Raw genomic sequence first — 18307 nt, forward strand, 5'->3', positions numbered from 1 at the left:
AGGCAGTGCCCCCATGGCATCAAGCAAAATCAGCCGTGGCGGCGGTATTCGATCATGCGGGCTCGACTTGTTACCAGTTCGAGGTGATCAGGCCCCAGCAGGTGCAGGCAGATGCGTTTGACCCACGGACCGTCGTTCAACGTGAACAGGAAGCGCCCGTTGCCGAGTGCCGTCAGATCCATCGCTTGGCGCACCGGGCCGATACCCATGAAGACCATGCCGTCGTCGATCGTGAGTTCCGCACCTTCGTCCGAGCGCCAGACACCCGACAGCGATGACGGTACGGGTTCCCCGCTCCTTGCCGGGACGAAGCGCCTGGTCGCCTGGCCGACTTCGCCGACAAGGGCGGCGCCGTCGCGGCGAAGTCGTACCGGTGACGAGGCGGAGCGGGACGAGACCCAGCCTTCGCCATCGTCATAGAGCGTCTCGTCGGCTTCGAGATAGGTGCAGGTGCTGCCCTTGATCTCGATCCACCAGGGGCCGCTTTCGGTCACGTAGAGACCATCAGTGAGTTCGGGTGCCGGGACAGGCAAGGGAAGACCGGTGAGCGCCGCCATGCTTTCGAGCGCAATCTTGTAGCCGTTGGTGTCCTCGCGATTGGAAACGACGACGAAGCCCGCCCGCGTCTCCGGATCCAGCAGGAAGTAGGTCTTGTAACCGGGGTGCGAGCCGCCGTGGCCGACGAATTCGCGCGCGCCGAGCCAGGATTTACGCAAGCCGAGCCCGTAGCCGGTCGGCCGCCCGTCGGCGAGAAAGCGCGTGGCCTGCAGCTTGTCGAGAAGGCCGGCGAAGCGACCCTCGCCAGCCAGCAGCGCCTGCAGCCAAGTGGCGAGCGACCGGGCACTGCCGGCCAGGCTGCCGGAGGCGGAAATGTGCAGGCCGGCGGCGGACAACTGCCAGTTCTCGCCCGAATGCCAATAGCCTGGAACAAGGCCCTTCACCGGTTCATTCCAGACATCGGGCGCCTTCAGCGCGATGCCGAGAGGCCCCGCGATTTCGCGTTGGACAAAATCGTCGAAACGGAGGCCGTTGCGCTCGAGTGCTGCTTCGACAAGGCGATAGCCGGTGTTGGAATAGGAGATCTCGCTGCCGGCGGCAAAGTTCAGCCGTTCGAGACGGGAAAGATAGTCGAGAAGCGGCCCTGCCTTGGTCTCGGTGTAGACGGAGAGGCCAAGCAGCGACAGGCATTCACGCGTATCCGGCAGGCCGCCGGTCATATCGAGCGCCTGACCGACGGTCACTTGGGCCAGCGGTGCGCGCAGTTCCGCAAGGTGCTTGCCGAGCGGATCGTCCAGCGCGATGGCGTCTGCATGAGCCAGCGCCATCGCCGAAAAGACATGCTTGGTGAGAGACGCATAACGCACGACGCTGTCGACGGAAAACGGAGTGAGGGTGGAAAGGCTCTCGACGCCGGCGGCGTGCGTAAAGCGGGCGCCGGAGGCGTCGAAGCCGATGACCGCGCCGCCCGGCTCATGCGCTGCCCACTGCACGGTATGGCGTTGTGCGGTTGCTTCTGCGGCTGGCCAATCCAGCGATATCGGATCCGTCATTCTCGTTCTCCGTTCCGTTCGCGCAAGTACTCCTCGCGCGGTGGTCTAAGCACAACCGCGGCGGTGGTGGCCAATTCCGTTTTCGGCAGAGGCCATGCGCGGTTTGCATTTGCCCTGCGGACCCACTGTCCGATAGATCCGACCGAAAAGGGGTGCGGTCTGCGCGCCCAGTGGCTATGGTCCGCGCGCGACACGTATCGAGTCGCACGCAGGACAACAGGCAAGAAGGCAGTCCAGAATTGGCGACGCAAACGAAAATCCCGGTCTTCGATGGACATAACGACGTGCTGTCGCGGCTCTGGCGCTCGCCAGGCGGTGCTGCGGAGCGCCGCTTCCTCGGCGGTATCGCCACCGGGCATATCGATCTGGACAAGGCCGAAAGGGGTGGCCTTGCTGGCGGCCTCTGCGCCGTCTACGTGGCCTCGCCGGGGCTTGCCAAGGACGGAAGCGGTGACTTTGTGACGCCGGACCAGGAGAGCGCGCTTGAAGCCACGCTCGGCATGGCCAGCCTGCTGATGCGGATCGAGCGGCGATCCGAGGGACGGCTGAAGATCTGCCGCAGTGCGGCCGATATCCGCGAAACCATGGCCAGGGGAGCCTTTGCCTCGGTGCTGCACATCGAGGGCGTCGAAGCTGTCGGCGCAGATCTCGACGCGCTTTATGTGCTCCACGCGGCGGGCCTGCGCACGCTCGGCCCCGTCTGGAGCCGACCGAATATTTTTGCCTACGGCGTTCCCTTCCGTTTTCCCTCCTCGCCGGACATCGGACCGGGCCTGTCTGAAGCCGGCAAGGATCTGGTGCGCGCCTGCAATGAGCTGAAGATCATGCTCGATCTCTCGCACATGAACGAGCAGGGCTTCTGGGACATTGCGGCCTTGTCGCAGGCGCCGCTGGTGGCTTCCCATTCCAATGTGCATGCGCTCTGCCCGCACAGCCGCAATCTGACCGACCGCCAACTCGATGCGATCCGCGACACCGGCGGCCTCGCCGGCATCAATTTCGGCGTGCTGTTCCTGCGCACAGATGGCATCAAGAACCCGGATACGCCACTCACGCTGCTTGCCGATCACATAGACTATATCGTCGAGCGGATCGGCATCGATCACGTGGCGCTCGGGTCGGATTTCGACGGCACGACGATCCCGGCGGCCATGCGCAGCGCGGCCGACCTGCCTCTGCTCGTCGAACTGCTGCGCACACGCGGCTACGACGAAAAGGCACTTGCCATGATCTGCCACGGCAACTGGCTCCGCGTGCTTGAGACGACCTGGGGCGAATAGAGCAATTCCAGGAAAAGTGTGAAGCGGTTTTCCGCCCGGAATTGCGTCTAGATCGATTTCGCCGCTGGCAGACCTTCCAGCAGCACGCCGATTGCCGCGTCGACGACGGGTGTCCGACGGTCCCTGGCAAACAGCCCATACTGAACCGGAAGCGGCTTCGGCATGCCGGCGGCGGCGCCGAGCACGCGCATCGTGCCGGCACGCACTGCGTCCGGTGGCAGCAACCCGATGCCGAGGCCGTTTTCGATTGCCGCCTGCAGGGCCGTGATGCTTTGGCTGGTGAAGGTGACACGGTGTTCGCGTCCCTCGTCTGCCAGCGTTTCGATCATACGCCTACGCCAGAGGCAGGGGGCAGCAAAGGCGACGAGATCGATCGGCCGTGTCTCGTCGAGGCAGTAGTCCGTGGCGCAAACCCATTGCAGCTCGACGTTCCAGGTGGTCACGGCATCAGCCGCGACCACGGACGTCGGCACGATCATGACGTCGAGGTCGCGTTCCGGCCAGACCTTTCCGAGCGCCACGCACTGATCGACGACGACGTCGAGCCGGATCTCGGAATAGCCGCGCCGCAGCCGCCCGAGAGCCTCGGGCAGGGCCGTCGTTGCCACTTCCTCGGCAAGCCCGACCCGCACGCCACCGCTTAGGTTCGATTGCTGCAGTCTTGCCGCCGCTTCGTCGCCAAGCGCCAGCATCCGGGTCGCGTAGCCGAGAAACAACTCGCCTTCCGGCGTCGGCACCACCCCGCGGCCGGTGCGCTGGAACAGTTGCCGGCCGAGCAGGGTCTCGAGACGCCGCATCTGCATGCTCAGCGCCGATTGGGTGCGGCCGGTCTGTGTGGCGACGCGGTTCAGACTGCCTTGCCGGCAGACGGCGACATAGGTGCGCAGCAGATCAATGCCGATCTGATCAGATATCACAATCATTGAACTCTGTTGTTATCGATATCAGTCTACAACGATAACTCGAGCATCGCTATCTCTCTAATGTGACAAGAGAGGAGCGCCTGCCGCCGTCGATATGAGAAGCAAGTCTGGCTCGGCCGTCGACTGACCGCGGCCTCATGGCCGCATCACCAGCCGCCGCGAAATCCAAGGATACAAACCCATGAAAGCAATCCGCGTGCACCAGCACGGCGGGCCGGACGTGCTCGCCTATGAAACTGTCGAGATCGGAGAACCCGGCCTGGGAGAGGTTCGCGTGCGCAACCGGGCGATCGGCGTCAACTTCGTTGATGTCTACATGCGCCGCGGTTCCTATCCGCCACCGCAATTGCCTTTCATTCCCGGCAAGGAGGGGGCCGGCGAGGTCGTCGCCGTTGGCCCCGATGTCGAGGAGTTCAAGCCCGGTGACCGGGTGGCCTATGCGGAGGCGCTTGGGGCCTATGCTGAGGAACACAACGTGCCGGCCCATATGCTTGTGCACCTGCCTGATGATATCGATTTCGAGACCGGCGCGGGGATGATGCTGAAGGGGCTGACGGCGCAATATCTGCTGCGCCGTACCTTCCGTGTCGAGGCGGGACACACGATCCTCGTCCATGCGGTGGCAGGCGGTGTCGGCCTGATCCTGACGCAATGGGCAAAAAACCTTGGCGCAACGGTGATCGGTACCGCCGGTTCGCGGGAGAAGGCCGAACTTGCGCGGAGCGCTGGTGCTGACCACGTCATCGACTACGCCAAGGAGAATTTTGCGGTGCGCGTGCGCGAATTCACCGGTGGCGAGGGTGTTGACGTCGTCTATGACGGCATCGGCCAGGCGACGTTCGAGGGCTCGCTCGACAGCCTTCGCCCCTTTGGCCATTTTGTCAGCTTCGGCGCTGCCTCCGGCCCAATCGCGCCATTCGACATCACGACGCTTGCGATGAAAGGCGCGCTCTACGCCACCTGGCCCTTGCTGCCCACACATCTGGCGCGGCGTGAGGACGTATTGGCCATGACGAAGGATCTCTTCGATGTCGTTGAGACCGGCGCAGTCAAGATCCCCGTTCATGCGCGTCTGCCGCTTGCCGACGCGGCCAAAGCGCACCGGCGTCTCGAAGGAAGGCAGACGACCGGCGCGATGGTCCTGTTGCCATAGGGGGCGCGGCAGCGGGATTGGCTGGCTCTGCCCTGGTCGCTAACTCTTGGCGTTGGCACCCAACCGGCCGTCGGCCCGCGTCACCGCGAGGCTGTCGCCGGGCTTGCCGTCAGGCTCGCCGTCGCCGAAGACGTCCATGGTACAGGTGTGCAGGATTGTGGTCGGCCCGCTCGTATGGTTCCACATCGTATGGGTGCGGGCGGATGGGAAGTGGGCGGAATCGCCGGCTTCCAGGACCATGCGCTCGCCGTCCACCTCGAGCGTCAGTTCCCCCTCGAGGATGAAGAAGATCTCTTCACCTTCATGCGACATCGGCTCGCTGCGGTGGCCGGGCGGCTCATGGATGATGGTGCTTCGAAGCACGTTGCCGGGAAAGGAAGCGGAAATCCGCTCGTAGGAAACGGCATTGCCCGCGCCGCCGCCGAGCCCATAGACCGGGCGATGTTCGCGGCGGGTGAAGGGGGTCGCGACCTTGGGCGGATTGAGGAAAGACCCGGCTTCGACCTCCAGGATCCGGCACACGGCGATCAACGACGTCAGCGATGGTACCGTGATGCCGCGCTCGATCTGGGAGATGAAGCCGACCGAAAAGCCTGCCCGATCGGCGACCTCCTGCAGCGTCAATTTCAACGCCTTGCGGCGTTGGCGCAAGCGGTCACCAAGGGGTGATGTATCCGCCCCACCGGTTGCCGCGTCGCTGGCCCGTTCCGTCGTCAAATGCCCGCCCCTTTCCTGTCCCTCCTCAAGCTAGGGTGCGGCCCGTTTTCGTGTCAATTGATTTTAGCCATCCTAAAAACTTCACCGCGCGACGCCTGTGGCCCGATCGCCTGTAGCACGGCGCGGCAGGGGTCGCTCACCGTGGACGTCCCGCGCCGCCCTTGGGATCTTGTCTGGCGAATTTCTTCGCGCCGGCAACGCAGAGCACGATGGCGCCCGTGGCCGCAAGCATGCTCCAGCTCACCTGTTCGCCTAGCAGCGTCGCCGCGAGCGCGAGGCCGAAGAAAGGCTGCAGCAGTTGCAACTGTCCGACGCCGGCGACGCCGCCGAGCGCCAGACCGCGATACCAGAAGACGAAACCGATCAGCATGCTGAAGACGGAGACATAGGCAAGGCCGGTCCAGGCGGCGGGATCGACGCTTGAAAACGAGACCGGCATGGTGAGGAAGGCGAGCGCCAGCATGAATGGCAGGGAGAGCACCAGCGCCCACGAGATCACCTGCCAGCCGCCAAGTTTGCGGGAAAGACTGGCGCCCTCGGCATAGCCGAGGCCGCAAACGATGATGGCGGCGAGCATCAGCAGGTCGCCGACCGGATTGGCGGCGAAACCCTGCAATAGCGCGAAGCCGACGACCGCAGCACTTCCGAGCGACGAAAAGAGCCAGAAGGCCGGGCGCGGGCGCTCACCGGCGCGAAGCACGCCGAAGATGGCAGTCGCCAGCGGCAGCAGGCCGACGAAGACGATCAGATGCGCGGACGTCACGTGTTTCAGCGCCAGTGCCGTCAGGAGCGGAAAGCCGAGAACGACGCCGAAGGCGACGATCGCAAGGGATATGAGATGGGCACCGGTCGGCCTTGGCTGGCGGAAGATCAAAAGCAGCGACAGCCCGAGCAGGCCGGCGATTGCCGCACGCGCTACCGTCAGGAACACCGGATCGAAATCCATCACCGCAACCCGCGTCGCGGGCAGCGATCCACTGAAGATCAGCACCCCGAGAAAACCGCTCACCCAACCGTCTGCCGTCTTGTCCATGGCCGTCTCCTTTTGCGCCGGTATCGGCCGAACGGGCTGGTTTCGCCAGAGACAATAGAGTACAGTTTCGCCAAACTGTAATGCATGGATGGGCGGTACAGATGGCGATGACGGATATCGAGATCGGCAGCGAAACGCGGCTTGAGGGGGTGATGGCGACGATCCGGCAAAGGATTGCCGGGCGCGTTCTGACGCCGGGCGCCAAACTTCCCTCGATCCGTGCCTTCGCCAAAACCATGCACGTTTCGAAGTCCACCGTTGTCGAGGCCTATGAGCGGCTCGTCGCCGAGGGCGTTATCCGCTCGCGTCCGGGCGCGGGGTTCTTCGTCTCGGCGCCGCTCGCACCTTTGTCGCTGGCCGAGATCGGCCCGCGACTTGATCGGGCGGTTGATCCGCTCTGGGTCTCACGCCAGGCGCTCGAGGCTGACGACACGGTGCTGAAGCCGGGCTGCGGCTGGCTGCCGCCGAGCTGGATGCCCGAGGCGGCGCTACGGCGCGCGCTCAAGACATCCGCAAGGATCACGGCAAGCGGACTGACGGACTATGGTACGCCGCTTGGCCATGGACCCCTGCGCCAGCTTCTGGCGCGCCGTCTCGGGGACCATGGCGTCGAGGCGTCGCCCGACCAGATCCTGCTGACGGAATCGGGAACGCAGGCAATCGACCTGCTCTGCCGCTTCCTGCTCGAGCCTGGCGACACGGTCGTGGTCGACGACCCCTGCTATTTCAACTTCCATGCCTTGCTGCGTGCGCACCGGGTCCAGGTTGTCAGCGTGCCCTATACGCCGACTGGGCCTGACCTTTCACTGTTTGCCGAGGTGCTGGAGACCCATCGCCCGCGCCTCTACATCACCAACTCCGCGATCCACAATCCGACGGGCGCGACCCTATCTCCGGTCGTCGCCCATCGCCTGCTGAAGCTCGCCGAGCAGGCGGGTCTGACGATCGTCGAGGATGACATTTTTGCCGATTTCGAGCACGCGCCGGCGCCGCGGCTTGCGGCCTTCGATGGGCTCGATCGGGTGGTCCAGATCGGCAGTTTCTCGAAAACCCTTTCGGCATCGATGCGCTGCGGCTTCATTGCTGCTCCAACGGACTGGATAGAAGGTCTCATCGACCTGAAGATCGCCACGACCTTCGGTGGGCCGAGCCTTGCGGCGGAACTGGTCTTCACCATGTTGAAGGACGGCAGCTACCGAAAACACATGGAAGCGCTTCGCCAAAGGCTGGGCCGGGCGATGGCTGAAACGGCGGCGCGGCTCACCGACATCGGCATCGCGCCATGGATAGAGCCGCAGGCCGGCATGTTCCTGTGGTGCAGCTTGCCGGCACGCATTGATGCGGCCGAGATGGCGCAAAGGGCATTGCAGCAGGAGATCGTGCTGGCGCCCGGCAACGTCTTCAGCCATGCCGGCACCGCCAACAGCTTCATGCGCTTCAACGTCTCGCAGTGTGATGACGAACGGCTCTTCAGGGTTCTGCCGGCGGTTATGCGGCAATGCGAGACTGGGCGCTGAAACCGAACGCATCGGTCTTGCTTGAAAGCCCATGCACGTTTTGGAGGCAATCTCCGGCTTCTTTGAAGGTCGGAGCGCCAATATCGGCCGAACCGGCTGGATCTCGATCGAGGGTAGAGCTGCTGGTGCTGCGAAGCCGGGCTTTGTTCGCCTATTTTTTATGCAATTCGCTTGTTCCTTGCGCGCCCGCAGCGCCTCCTTGCTGCCATCCGTGCCGCCAATCGCAATTTTTGTAGAATTTTCGGCGTGGAATCCGAGTTGGCACGATTAATGCTTGTTAACGTGCATCGGTCGTCGGGCAAACTGATCTGGATTGCCCAGCCGCTTCGGAACCAAGCCATTCCTGGCGTCATATGAGAGAACGAAATGACAAAGTTTAAGCTCGAATACATCTGGCTCGACGGTTACAAGCCCACCCCGAACCTGCGTGGCAAGACCCTGATCAAGGAATTCGAGGCTTTCCCGACGCTCGAGCAGCTCCCGTTCTGGGGCTTTGATGGCTCGTCCACGATGCAGGCCGAAGGCAGCAGCTCGGACTGCGTGCTGAAGCCGGTTGCCGCTTACCCGGATCCGGAGCGCAAGAACGGCGTCCTCGTTCTCTGCGAAGTCATGATGCCCGATGCCAAGACGCCGCATCCGTCGAACACCCGCGCTTCGATCCTTGATGACGATGGCGCCTGGTTCGGCTTCGAGCAGGAGTATTTCTTCTACCAGAACGGTCGCCCGCTCGGTTTCCCGGATGCTGGCTACCCCGCACCGCAGGGCCCCTACTATTGCGGCGTCGGCTTCAGCAATGTTGGCGATGTTGCCCGCAAGATCGTCGAAGAGCACCTCGACATCTGCCTTGCTGCCGGCATCAACCATGAAGGCATCAACGCCGAAGTCGCCAAGGGCCAGTGGGAATTCCAGGTGTTCGGCAAGGGGTCGCGCAAGGCCGCCGACGAAATCTGGCTCGCCCGCTACCTGCTGCAGCGCCTGACCGAAAAGTACGGCATCGACGTCGAATACCATTGCAAGCCGCTCGGCGACACCGACTGGAACGGCTCTGGCATGCATGCCAACTTCTCGACCGCCTACATGCGCGAAGTCGGCGGCAAGGAATACTTCGAAGAGCTGATGGCAGCGTTTGCCGAAGCCCGTGCCGATCACATCGCCGTCTACGGCCCCGACAACCACATGCGCCTGACCGGCAAGCATGAGACCGCCTCGATCCACCAGTTCAGCTACGGTGTTGCCGACCGCGGTGCGTCGATCCGCGTTCCGCACAGCTTCGTCAACAACGACTACAAGGGCTACCTGGAAGATCGCCGCCCGAACTCCAAGGGCGACCCCTACCAGATCGCTTCGCAGATCCTGAAGACGATCGCAACCGTTCCGACCGACGTCGAAAAGCGCGAAGCCGCCTGATTTTATGGCCCGGCGTTTACGAGGGCGCCGGGCCAAATCGACGGGGTTGCGCTTTTCGCGCCCAACAAAAAACGCCCTGCGGTTCGCGGGGCGTTTTTTGTTTGATCCGATCGGAAGGACGGCTCAGGCCGCGCGGACGAAATGGTCGGCTTCGACCTCGCGGATCGTTACCTGATCCGCGGCGGAGCGGCGACGTGTCTCGTCGGCTTCCGCCGAGCTCACCTGCGCGTTCGGATCGTCGAAGCGGATATCCGGATCGGGCACGGCCGAAAGCAGCAGCTTGGTGTAGGGATGAGCCGGGTTGTCGATGACCTTGCCGGTACTGCCCCATTCGACGATCTGGCCGGCATACATCACCGCGATGTCCTCGGCGACATAGCGGGCAGTCGCGATGTCGTGGGTGATGTAGAGCAGGCCGAGGTTCATCTCCCGCTTCATTTCGCTGAGCAGATTGAGGACGCCGAGCCGCACGGAGACGTCGAGCATCGAGGTTGGTTCGTCTGCGACGATGACCTCGGGTTTGGCTGCCAATGCCCGGGCGATGTTGACGCGCTGGCGCTGGCCGCCCGACAGCTCGTGCGGATATCTGGGCGCAACGATATCCGGATCGAGCTTCACTTGCCTGAGCAGCGCCTTGATCTCCTCGGTGATGGCGCCGCCCTTGAGCTCCGGGCGATGCAGCATCAACGGGCGCTTCAGGTGGTAGGCGATCGTGTGCGCCGGATTGAGCGAGGCAAACGGATCCTGGAAGATCATCTGCACCGAGCGGCGATAGTCGGCGATCTCCTTGGCTCCCGCATTGTCGACGGGGTTGCCCTTGAACAAAAGACGCCCTTCGCTCGGCTCATACTCGCGCATGGCGATGCGGGCGCAGGTGGTCTTGCCGCTGCCGGATTCGCCGACGACGGCCAGTGCACGACCGGCATGGAGCGAGAAGGATATGGCGCGCGCCGCGCGCACGGCGCCCGGTCCGTTGCCGAAGGTCTTGCTGACCTTGTCCAAGGTCAAAATGGGTGCGGATGTGCCGGTCATCGAAGGACGCCTCCGTGCAGCGAGGGGAAGGAGGCCCAGAGCTTTTTCGTATAGTCGTGCTCTGGTGTCCGGTAGATGGCGTCGGCGGTGCCCTGTTCGACCAGCTTGCCGCCGAGCATGATGCCGATGCGGTCGCAGAACTGCACCATCAGCCCGAGATCGTGGGTGATGAAGAGCACGGCGAAACCGAGCTTGCGCCGGAGCTCGTTGATCCGCTGCAGGATTTCGCGCTGGACGACGACATCGAGCGCCGTAGTCGGCTCGTCCATGACGATCAGGCGCGGGTCGAGCGCCAGGCAGATGGCAATGACGATGCGCTGGCGCATGCCGCCGGAGAACTGGTGCGGATAGTCGCGCATGCGGTCCGGCGCGATGTCGACGAGCTTGAGCATCTCGGCCGTGCGGTCACGCGCAGCGGCCCGGCTCATTCCCTTGTGCGTCTTCAACACGTCGTAGAACTGCTGCTCGATGCGGAGCACCGGGTTCAGCGAGTTCATCGCGCTCTGGAACACCATCGCCACTTCGCGCCAGCGGAAATCGGCAAGGCCCTTCTGGTCGAGATCGAGCACGTTGCGGCCGTCGAGCAGTATGGCGCTCTCCTTGCGGATCAGTGCCGGCGGCTTGTGCAGCCGGCTGATGGCGAAGGCGATCGTGCTCTTGCCGCAGCCGCTTTCGCCGGCAAGGCCGAAGACTTCACCGGGGGCAACGTCGAAGCTGACATTGTCGACGGCGCGGAAGTCGTCGGCTTCGCCGATATAGTCGATGGTCAGATTTCTGACAGAAAGCAGAGGTGCGGTCACAGGCGGCCCTCCCCGGAACGGATAAGGGCAGACCAGCGGCCGAGCCGGTTGCCGGTGCGAAGCCGCGGATTGGCGATCTCGTCGACGGCGAAGTTGAGCAGCGACAGGCCGATGCCGAGGAAGGCGAGCGCAAAGCAGGGCGTCAGGATGTCCCACCAGGCGCCGACCGAAAGAGCAGAGGCCTTCTGCGCGCCATAGAGCATGGTGCCCCAGGACACGACCTTGGGATCGCCGAGGCCGAGGAACTCCAGCGTTGCCTGGGTGATGATCGCGAAGATCACGCTGCCGATGAAGTTGATGCCGACGATCGAGATCAGGTTGGGGAAGATCTCGAAGGTCATGATCCGCCAGCGCGGCTCGCCCATCATTTCGGCGGATTTCACATAGTCCTTCTGCTTGACCGAGAGCGTCTCGGCGCGGGTGACGCGCGCCCCCCAGGCCCAGGAGGTGCAGCCGAGGATGAGCGCGATGACCCACGGGCTCGCCTGGCCGATAAAGGCGGCAAGCACCAAGAGCAACGGCAGGTTCGGCACGACCAGCACCATGTTGGTGAAGAAGCTGATGACCTCGTCCACCTTGCCGCCGCGATAGCCGGCGATGATGCCGAGTGCCGTGCCGACGGCGGTGATCAAAAGGCCGGCACCGAAGCCGACCGCAAGCGAGGTGCGGGCGCCATAAAGGAGGCGGGCAAAGACGTCCTGGCCGATGCGGGTGGTGCCGAGCCAGTGTTCCCAGGACGGCGCCTGGTGCGGTCGGCCGACGCGGGCGCTAGGGTCATAGGACGTCAACAGCGGTGCGGCGATCGCCACAGCCAAGATGAAGGCGACGATCAGTGCGCCGACCATGGCCTTGCGATTGCGGATGAGCGGGAAGGAGGATTTCTTCATGTCACGCCCTCTTCAGTCGCGGGTCGAGTAGCACGTAGCTGACATCGACGATGAAGTTGGCGATGAGCATGGTGGCGGTCATGATCAAGAGCTGTCCCTGGATGACGGGGTAATCGCGGGCGAGGATCGCCTGGTAGAGGATGTTGCCGAGGCCCGGATAGTTGAACACCACCTCGGTCACCAGCGAGCCGCCGAGCACCGTGCCGATGGCGATGGCGAGGCTCGAAACCGTCGGCAGCAGCGCGTTGCGGGCCGCATACCAGAGCATGACGCGGGTGTCGGAAAGGCCCTTGGCGCGGGCCATGACGATATAGTCTTCGCCGAGCAGGTTGATCATGTTGTTGCGCATGGTCACGGCAAAGCCGCCGGTCAGAACCGCGCAGAGCGTCAGCATAGGCAGTATGCCGTGATAGGCGACGCTGCCCAGATATTCGAGCGAGAAGGCCGGATCGAGCGCCGGGTCGGCGGCGTAGCCGGTCGGGAACCAGCCGAGCGTGAAGCCGAAGGTGAAGACGACGATCAGCGAGGTGACGACGGCAGGAACCGAGGTCGCGAAGATCGCGCCGACGGAGACGATGACGTCGAACAGGCTTCCGCGCCGCCAGGCCGCGAGAATGCCAAGGAACGTGCCGAGCGCGAAGCTGACCAGCGTCGCCGTGCCCATCAGACCGACGGTCCAGATCAGCGCATTGCCGAGCACGGTCGTCACAGGCAGCGGGAAATACTTGATCGAACGGCCGAGGTCGCCGCTGAAGATGCTGCCGAGATAGGTGAGGTACTGCTGCCAGAGCGGGCCGTCGACGAAGCCGAAGGTAAGTTTCAGGGCCTGCAGGCTTTCGGGCGGCAGTTCGGCGCCGGCGCTCGAAAACATGATCTGCACCGGGTCGCCGGGCATCAGCCGCGGCAGGAAGAAGTTGATCGTCGCGGCTGCGACGAAGGCCGCCAGGTAGAAGCACAGGCGGCGTAGCAGAAAGGCCATCGGGAACTCCATCGACTGCGGCCGCCGCGGGAGGCGTCAGGCGGCAGGGCTGTCTTCTTGTCGGACCGTTCGGCTGGGCAAGAGCCATGACGGTCGCGCGGCAGCCGAAGGTCGCCTGCCAGTGATCGAGAATGCGGCGCCCTCTCGGACGTCGTCCGAAAGAACGCCGTATCTGCGATCGGGTTACTTCACCGGTTCAAGCGCCAAGAGGTGCAAGAGACGCGCCGGGTTGTTGCGGGTGATTGACGGATTGACGAAGGGGTTTTCCGCCGTTGCCCAGCCCTTGAAGCGCTTGGTGTTGTACTGGTACCAGTTCGGGTTGTTGAACACCGGCATCATGGGCAGGTTCTCGGCGACGATGCGCTGCGCCTTGTTCATCGCTTCCTTCTGCTTGGCCGGGTCCGCCGTCTGGGTGAACTCGGTCAGCAGGGCCTCGACATCCGGGTTGAACCAGCGCTGCGAGGTGAAGCGGGTCTTGCCCTTGTCGCTCGAGCTGAAGGCGCGCTTGTAGGGGTAGTAGGGCGAGGCAGAGGCCGGCAGGCTGTTGATCGCCGCGTCGAAGGTGCCGTTGATCAGGTTGCCGGTCCAGACAGCCTCTTCCGGGGTCTCGATCTTTGCGTCGAGGCCGACGGCCTGCAGGCCCTCGACGGCGATCGTCACTGTGTCGATCCAGTCGGTCCAGGAGCTCGGGACGATGATCGAGAAGGAAATCTTGCTGCCATCCGGATTGTCGCGGAAGCCGTCGCCGTCCTTGTCGGCGTAACCTGCCTCATCGAGCAGCGCCTTGGCGGCATCGGCATCGTACTTGCCGTACTTGCCGAAGTCGGTGGCAACCGACGGATCGGCCCAGCTTTTGTAGAGCTCGCCCATGCCTGCCGGGTCTTCGTTGAGCGTCGGGTAACCGTAGCCGGCGACGTCGACCATGGTGCCGCGGTCGAGCGCCATCGAGGCCGCACGGCGGAACTTCACATCGTTGAAGGCCTTGCGGTTGTTTTCATTGGCGGTTTCCTGGTTGAACAGGAAGGCGACCATGCTGCTTGGCGAGTACCAAAAGTGAAAATGCTCCGGGTCCTTGGCGACGTAGACGTTCTCGATATCCGGGATGAAGGAGACGCCCCAGTCGAGCGTGCCCGACGCGGTCGCGGTCAGGATCTGGTTGTTGTCTGCGAGCTGCGGGAAGCGCACGCAGTCGATCTTGAGGGTCGCGGCATCCCAGTAATGCGGGTTGCGGCACTGGTCGTAGGTCTGGCCGGTGAAACGCGGGATTTCGGTGAGCGGGCCGCTGCCGACGGGTGTCTCGTTGGCGAAGGTCACCGGCTCGGCAATGTCCTTCCAGACGTGCTCGGGCACGATCGGCATCTGCGCCAGCTGTTCGGCGGCAAGCGAGCTCGGATTGGCAAGCGTGAAGCGGACCGTCTGTCCATCGACAGCCTCGACACCGGTGATGAAGGTCCAGATGCTGACGAAATCGAGCGCCGGGAACTTCTTCAGGTAGTCGTAGGTGAACTTGACGTCGGTGGCGGTCAACGGCTTGCCGTCCGACCACTTCAGGTTCGGGCGAAGCTTGAACTCGATCGACTTCAGGTCGTCGGCGAGTTTGAAGCTCTCGGCGAGCCGGAGAACCGGCTTGTTGCCGTCGAAGCGGTTGAAGACGACGAGCGGCTCATAGATGAAGTCGAGCGTGCTCTGGCGCGCCGAGGTCTGGTTGAACGGGTTGAAGTTGCGCACCCAGGTGGTTGCCGGCTCGATATTGGCCGTCAGCACCGTCTGGGCTGCGGCCGGGCCGGCGAAAAGAGCAAGCGCGGTGGCTGCGCCGAGAATGGATTTCTTCACGGTAGTTCCCCTTTTTGATCTTAAGGATTTCGTGCGGGATCAAGCGACGAGGGCGCTGTTGAAAATGTCCTCGACTTCGGCGTGGGCTTGGCGGACGTCGACCTTCAGCGTGCCGAGGCGCTCCTTGCCGGCGGCGATGCGCTTCTGGGCCGCGGCGGTCAGCGGGCTTGCCGCCTTGGCGGCAGCTTCGCTCTCGGCGAGCGTGCCGTGGCTGTGGAGCGCAATGTCGAAGCCGGCATCGAGCACCTGGCGGACGCGTTCCGGCAGGGTGCCGCGAAGCGATTCCATGAAGATGCAGTCGGAGACGAGCACGCCGTCGTAACCCATGTTGTTGCGGATGACGTCATGCATGACTGGCGAGATCGAAGCCGGCAGGTCCTTGTCGAAGGCCGAGTAGACGACATGGGCGACCATGGCCCAGGGCGTGTCGCGAAGGGCCACAAAGGGCTTGAAGTCGGTGGAGGTCAGCAACTCGCGCGTGGCATCGACGACGGGCCGTTCCTTGTGTGAATCGAGCGTCGCGCGGCCATGGCCCGGAATGTGCTTCATGACCGGCATATTGCCGGCTTCGAGCAGGCCATCGACCACTTCGCGGCCAAGGGCGGCGATAAAATCCGGGTCGGCGCCGAAGGAGCGGGCACCGATGACCGAGCTCGTCGTTGCAAAGACGAGGTCGAGCACAGGCGAGCAGCCGCTCGTGAGACCAAGTTCGGTCATCATCGTGCCCATGGCCTGGCTCGAAAGGCGAAGCGCCTTCTTGCCGAGGGCGAAATCGCGGCGGGCGAGTTCGGCGAACTCACCGAAAGAGCGGAACAGCGGCCAAGGGCCGGCGTCGAGATGCTGGACGCGGCCACCTTCCTGGTCGGTGAAGACGGGGGCGTCGTCACGGCCGACCGCTTCGCGGAAGCGCTCGATCAGGACCTTTGCCTGGTGGGGATCACGCAGGTTGCGGCGGCCGACGAAGAGGCCGAGCGGATTGGTCTCGCGAAAGAGCGCGAACTCGTCGTCCGAAAGGGTAGGGTTCGGAAGGCCGACAAAAAGGGCGAGGGGTGTCGAGGACATTGGGAGGCTCCGATAATGCGAATTATTTGGAAGGGCGGCGCAGCATGCCCTGATAGATCCCCTTGTCGGGGGCGAGGATCGGCACGGCGCCAACGGTCGTGGCGTAGAAATCGACCGGGCCGGCGTCGCCGATGAAGGCATAGGCGTGGCCAAGGGTCTTCATGGTGTCGAGGCAGCCGGAGAGCAATGCGACGCCAATCCCTCTTCCGCGGCAAGCGCTGTCGACACCCGTCGGGCCGAAGAAGCCTGGTGCGGTCGTGTCATAGCAGGCGAAGCCCAGGAGCTTGCCGTCGTCGACGGCAATCAGACAGGCGACCGGTCGACGCGAGAAGGCAACCGTCACTTCGCTAGCCCAGTTCTCGCTGAAATTCTCCCGCACCCAGTCGACGACCAGACCCATCTCCGGCGGCAGAGCGGGACGGATTGTCACAGTGTCGGTTTCGGTTCTGCGCTTGAGTTCACCGAGGATCGGCGCATACAAGCTCACCAGCATGTCAGGCATATGCTCCTCCGCATGTTCCTTTATTAAGGAATAACTGCCTTTGTAATGAAATAGATGGAGCCATATGGTTCGTCTTGTCAATCGGCAATCGTCCGAAAGGGGCATGGCCCCTGCGTTTTGCGCGATTGGCCTCACGAGATGAAACGTTCCAACAATAGTTTGGAGGGTGGCTCACTAAAGGTAACGTCTCGCGCGCTGCGGGCGGCTCCGCGCCCCGTACACTTGTTTCGGCGGGGTGATTGCTTTTTTGTACAATTCTGTTCTTGTGATGTTCGCCGCGTATTTTATTTTACAAAAATACTAAGTGTTGAAATGGACCGTCCGGCGGGGCGGACTTAAGTAATATTCAATTATACTGAAAAACGAAGAAATAAACCTTGAGGGAGAAAGTTCAGTTTACCCTCATTGTGGTCACAGCCCTTCTGCCGGCCAATGGCCGCAGTGTCTATTCGGCCGGCCGCGTCAGGATGAAAAGGGCGGGCAGCGCCATCGCGGTCGCGACGATCGCGCCGAGCGGCAGGCCCGGATTTCCAAAGAAACAGAACAGGCCGAAGCTTGCGGCCATCAAGCTCACTGCGCCGGTCTTGGCACGGGTCGAAATTGCGCCCTTTTCACGCCAAAGCCGGAGAGAGGTGCCAAAGAGAGGGTGATTGAGCAACCAGTGCTCAAGCCGCGGCGACGCCCGGGCAAAAAGCCCGGCAGCCAGGAGCAGGAACGGTGTCGTCGGCAGGATCGGCAGGAAGGCGCCGACAACACCGATGCCGACCATCAGCCAGGCAAGGCACAGACAGAGGAGGCGAATGGCGGGGTTCACGGGAGTTGTCCTGAAGGCGTCATGTTTCGGTCGCCTCGGCGTTCTGCCGTGCGCCGGCCTCGGCGGGTGGCCACCGATGAAGCGCCTCGAGCCCTTGGGCCGTCAGCGCATAGACGCCCCGGTCGACCCTTTCGAACCAGCCATAGACATTGCCCTGCAGGATCTTGGCTGCGTCCGGTGCCAGTGCGCGAATGTCCCTGGGACGTTGCAGGCCGGTCTGCAGGGCGGCAGCACAGGCGAGCGCCTGCTGCCGGTAGGCGGTCATGATCGGTGCGCGCGTGGCGCCGCCGGCCGTCGGATCGCCCTTGCGGCGGCGATGTTCGCTGATCAGGCGCGACCGCTTCCTGGTATTCTTGCGTGGCATGACGGCGGAAGCGGCAAGGATGACGTCGACCGTGCCGTTGCCGGCGACCGACAGCATGCCAAATCCGAGCCGGCGGCACAGGTCGCGGAACCGGCGATCGCTTTCGCGGCCCTTGCCCTTGGCCGAGACGCGGGCGGCGATCCACACTTCGTCGCCGGCCGTGGCGCGGTCGACGGCCTGCAGGATCAGTTCGAGATTGAAGCTGAGCTTGAGCTCGCAGATGACGACCAATGGCGGTTCGTCGTCGCTGAGCGCGACGATATCGCAGCCGCCGATCTCGCCCTTGACGTTGTAGCCGCGGGCTTCGAGGAAGTGCTTGATCGGCTGGTAGAGGGTCGTCTCCAAACCCGAAGATCCTGTTCTTGTCGATATGTGGCCACGGCGCTCGAGGCGCTGCCTCTCGTCGGCGGGAAAGCGTGACTGCCGAAGCGCGCACTAGCAGATACCCCCGATT

General features: G+C 63.5%; 17 protein-coding genes. 4 read left to right on the top strand and 13 right to left on the bottom strand.

Annotated features, from left to right (window positions below; all coding sequences use genetic code 11):
- Positions 1-29: 29 nt before the first annotated feature.
- The gene (locus MKZ91_RS11095; RefSeq protein ID WP_336170927.1) at positions 30-1550 is read right to left on the bottom strand and encodes a serine hydrolase domain-containing protein; all 1521 of its coding nucleotides are present in this window, start codon (positions 1548-1550) and stop codon (positions 30-32) included.
- Between the two features lie 239 nt (positions 1551-1789).
- Here MKZ91_RS11095 and MKZ91_RS11100 point away from each other — a divergent pair, with 239 nt between their 5' ends.
- On the top strand, positions 1790-2830 hold the full coding sequence (locus MKZ91_RS11100) for a dipeptidase (RefSeq protein ID WP_336170928.1): 1041 nt from the start codon (positions 1790-1792) through the stop codon (positions 2828-2830).
- Positions 2831-2877: 47 nt separating this feature from the next.
- On the opposite strand, the gene MKZ91_RS11105 is transcribed toward MKZ91_RS11100, so the two are convergent.
- The gene (locus tag MKZ91_RS11105) at positions 2878-3753 is read right to left on the bottom strand and encodes a LysR substrate-binding domain-containing protein (RefSeq protein ID WP_336170929.1); all 876 of its coding nucleotides are present in this window, start codon (positions 3751-3753) and stop codon (positions 2878-2880) included.
- A 181-nt stretch (positions 3754-3934) separates the two neighbouring features.
- Here MKZ91_RS11105 and MKZ91_RS11110 point away from each other — a divergent pair, with 181 nt between their 5' ends.
- Positions 3935-4906 (top strand): quinone oxidoreductase family protein, encoded by a 972-nt coding sequence (locus tag MKZ91_RS11110; RefSeq protein WP_336170930.1) that lies wholly within the window; start codon positions 3935-3937, stop codon positions 4904-4906.
- Between the two features lie 39 nt (positions 4907-4945).
- Here the strand turns inward: MKZ91_RS11110 and MKZ91_RS11115 are convergent, their stop codons facing one another.
- Complete coding sequence (locus MKZ91_RS11115; protein WP_336170931.1) at positions 4946-5623, bottom strand: helix-turn-helix domain-containing protein; 678 nt, start codon at positions 5621-5623, stop codon at positions 4946-4948.
- A gap of 136 nt (positions 5624-5759) precedes the next feature.
- On the bottom strand, positions 5760-6656 hold the full coding sequence (locus MKZ91_RS11120) for a DMT family transporter (protein WP_336170932.1): 897 nt from the start codon (positions 6654-6656) through the stop codon (positions 5760-5762).
- A gap of 101 nt (positions 6657-6757) precedes the next feature.
- Between MKZ91_RS11120 and MKZ91_RS11125 the strand changes: the two genes are divergently transcribed.
- Both MKZ91_RS11125 and MKZ91_RS11130 read left to right on the top strand, forming a co-directional pair.
- Complete coding sequence (locus MKZ91_RS11125; protein WP_442892248.1) at positions 6758-8173, top strand: aminotransferase-like domain-containing protein; 1416 nt, start codon at positions 6758-6760, stop codon at positions 8171-8173.
- Positions 8174-8539: 366 nt separating this feature from the next.
- Complete coding sequence (locus MKZ91_RS11130) at positions 8540-9580, top strand: glutamine synthetase beta-grasp domain-containing protein (RefSeq protein ID WP_336170934.1); 1041 nt, start codon at positions 8540-8542, stop codon at positions 9578-9580.
- Between the two features lie 123 nt (positions 9581-9703).
- Here MKZ91_RS11130 and MKZ91_RS11135 read toward each other — a convergent pair whose 3' ends face one another.
- From MKZ91_RS11135 to MKZ91_RS11175, 9 genes are all read right to left on the bottom strand, one after another.
- Positions 9704-10612 (bottom strand): ABC transporter ATP-binding protein, encoded by a 909-nt coding sequence (locus MKZ91_RS11135; RefSeq protein WP_336170936.1) that lies wholly within the window; start codon positions 10610-10612, stop codon positions 9704-9706.
- Positions 10609-11412 (bottom strand): ABC transporter ATP-binding protein, encoded by an 804-nt coding sequence (locus MKZ91_RS11140; protein ID WP_336170937.1) that lies wholly within the window; start codon positions 11410-11412, stop codon positions 10609-10611. Before MKZ91_RS11140 ends, MKZ91_RS11135 begins: the two co-directional genes overlap by 4 nt.
- On the bottom strand, positions 11409-12299 hold the full coding sequence (locus MKZ91_RS11145; protein WP_336170939.1) for an ABC transporter permease: 891 nt from the start codon (positions 12297-12299) through the stop codon (positions 11409-11411). The genes MKZ91_RS11140 and MKZ91_RS11145 overlap by 4 nt, the downstream gene beginning before the upstream one ends.
- Position 12300: 1 nt before the next feature.
- Positions 12301-13278: an ABC transporter permease gene (locus MKZ91_RS11150; RefSeq protein WP_336170940.1), complete on the bottom strand. Its 978-nt coding sequence runs from the start codon at positions 13276-13278 to the stop codon at positions 12301-12303.
- A gap of 183 nt (positions 13279-13461) precedes the next feature.
- Complete coding sequence (locus MKZ91_RS11155; protein WP_336170941.1) at positions 13462-15111, bottom strand: ABC transporter substrate-binding protein; 1650 nt, start codon at positions 15109-15111, stop codon at positions 13462-13464.
- Between the two features lie 39 nt (positions 15112-15150).
- Positions 15151-16173: a glycoside hydrolase family 3 N-terminal domain-containing protein gene (locus tag MKZ91_RS11160; protein WP_336170942.1), complete on the bottom strand. Its 1023-nt coding sequence runs from the start codon at positions 16171-16173 to the stop codon at positions 15151-15153.
- Between the two features lie 22 nt (positions 16174-16195).
- Positions 16196-16675, bottom strand: coding sequence for a GNAT family N-acetyltransferase (locus MKZ91_RS11165; protein ID WP_336170944.1), 480 nt, complete (start codon positions 16673-16675; stop codon positions 16196-16198).
- 445 nt (positions 16676-17120) lie between these two features.
- Positions 17121-17477, bottom strand: a complete 357-nt coding sequence (locus MKZ91_RS11170; protein WP_336170998.1) for a YbaN family protein — start codon at positions 17475-17477, stop codon at positions 17121-17123.
- Between the two features lie 31 nt (positions 17478-17508).
- Entirely contained in the window at positions 17509-18198 is a 690-nt protein-coding gene (locus MKZ91_RS11175; RefSeq protein ID WP_336170945.1) for a DUF2161 domain-containing phosphodiesterase, read from the bottom strand.
- Positions 18199-18307: the final 109 nt, after the last annotated feature.

This window comes from Ensifer sp. MJa1, assembly GCF_037026475.1.
Classification (GTDB): domain Bacteria; phylum Pseudomonadota; class Alphaproteobacteria; order Rhizobiales; family Rhizobiaceae; genus Ensifer.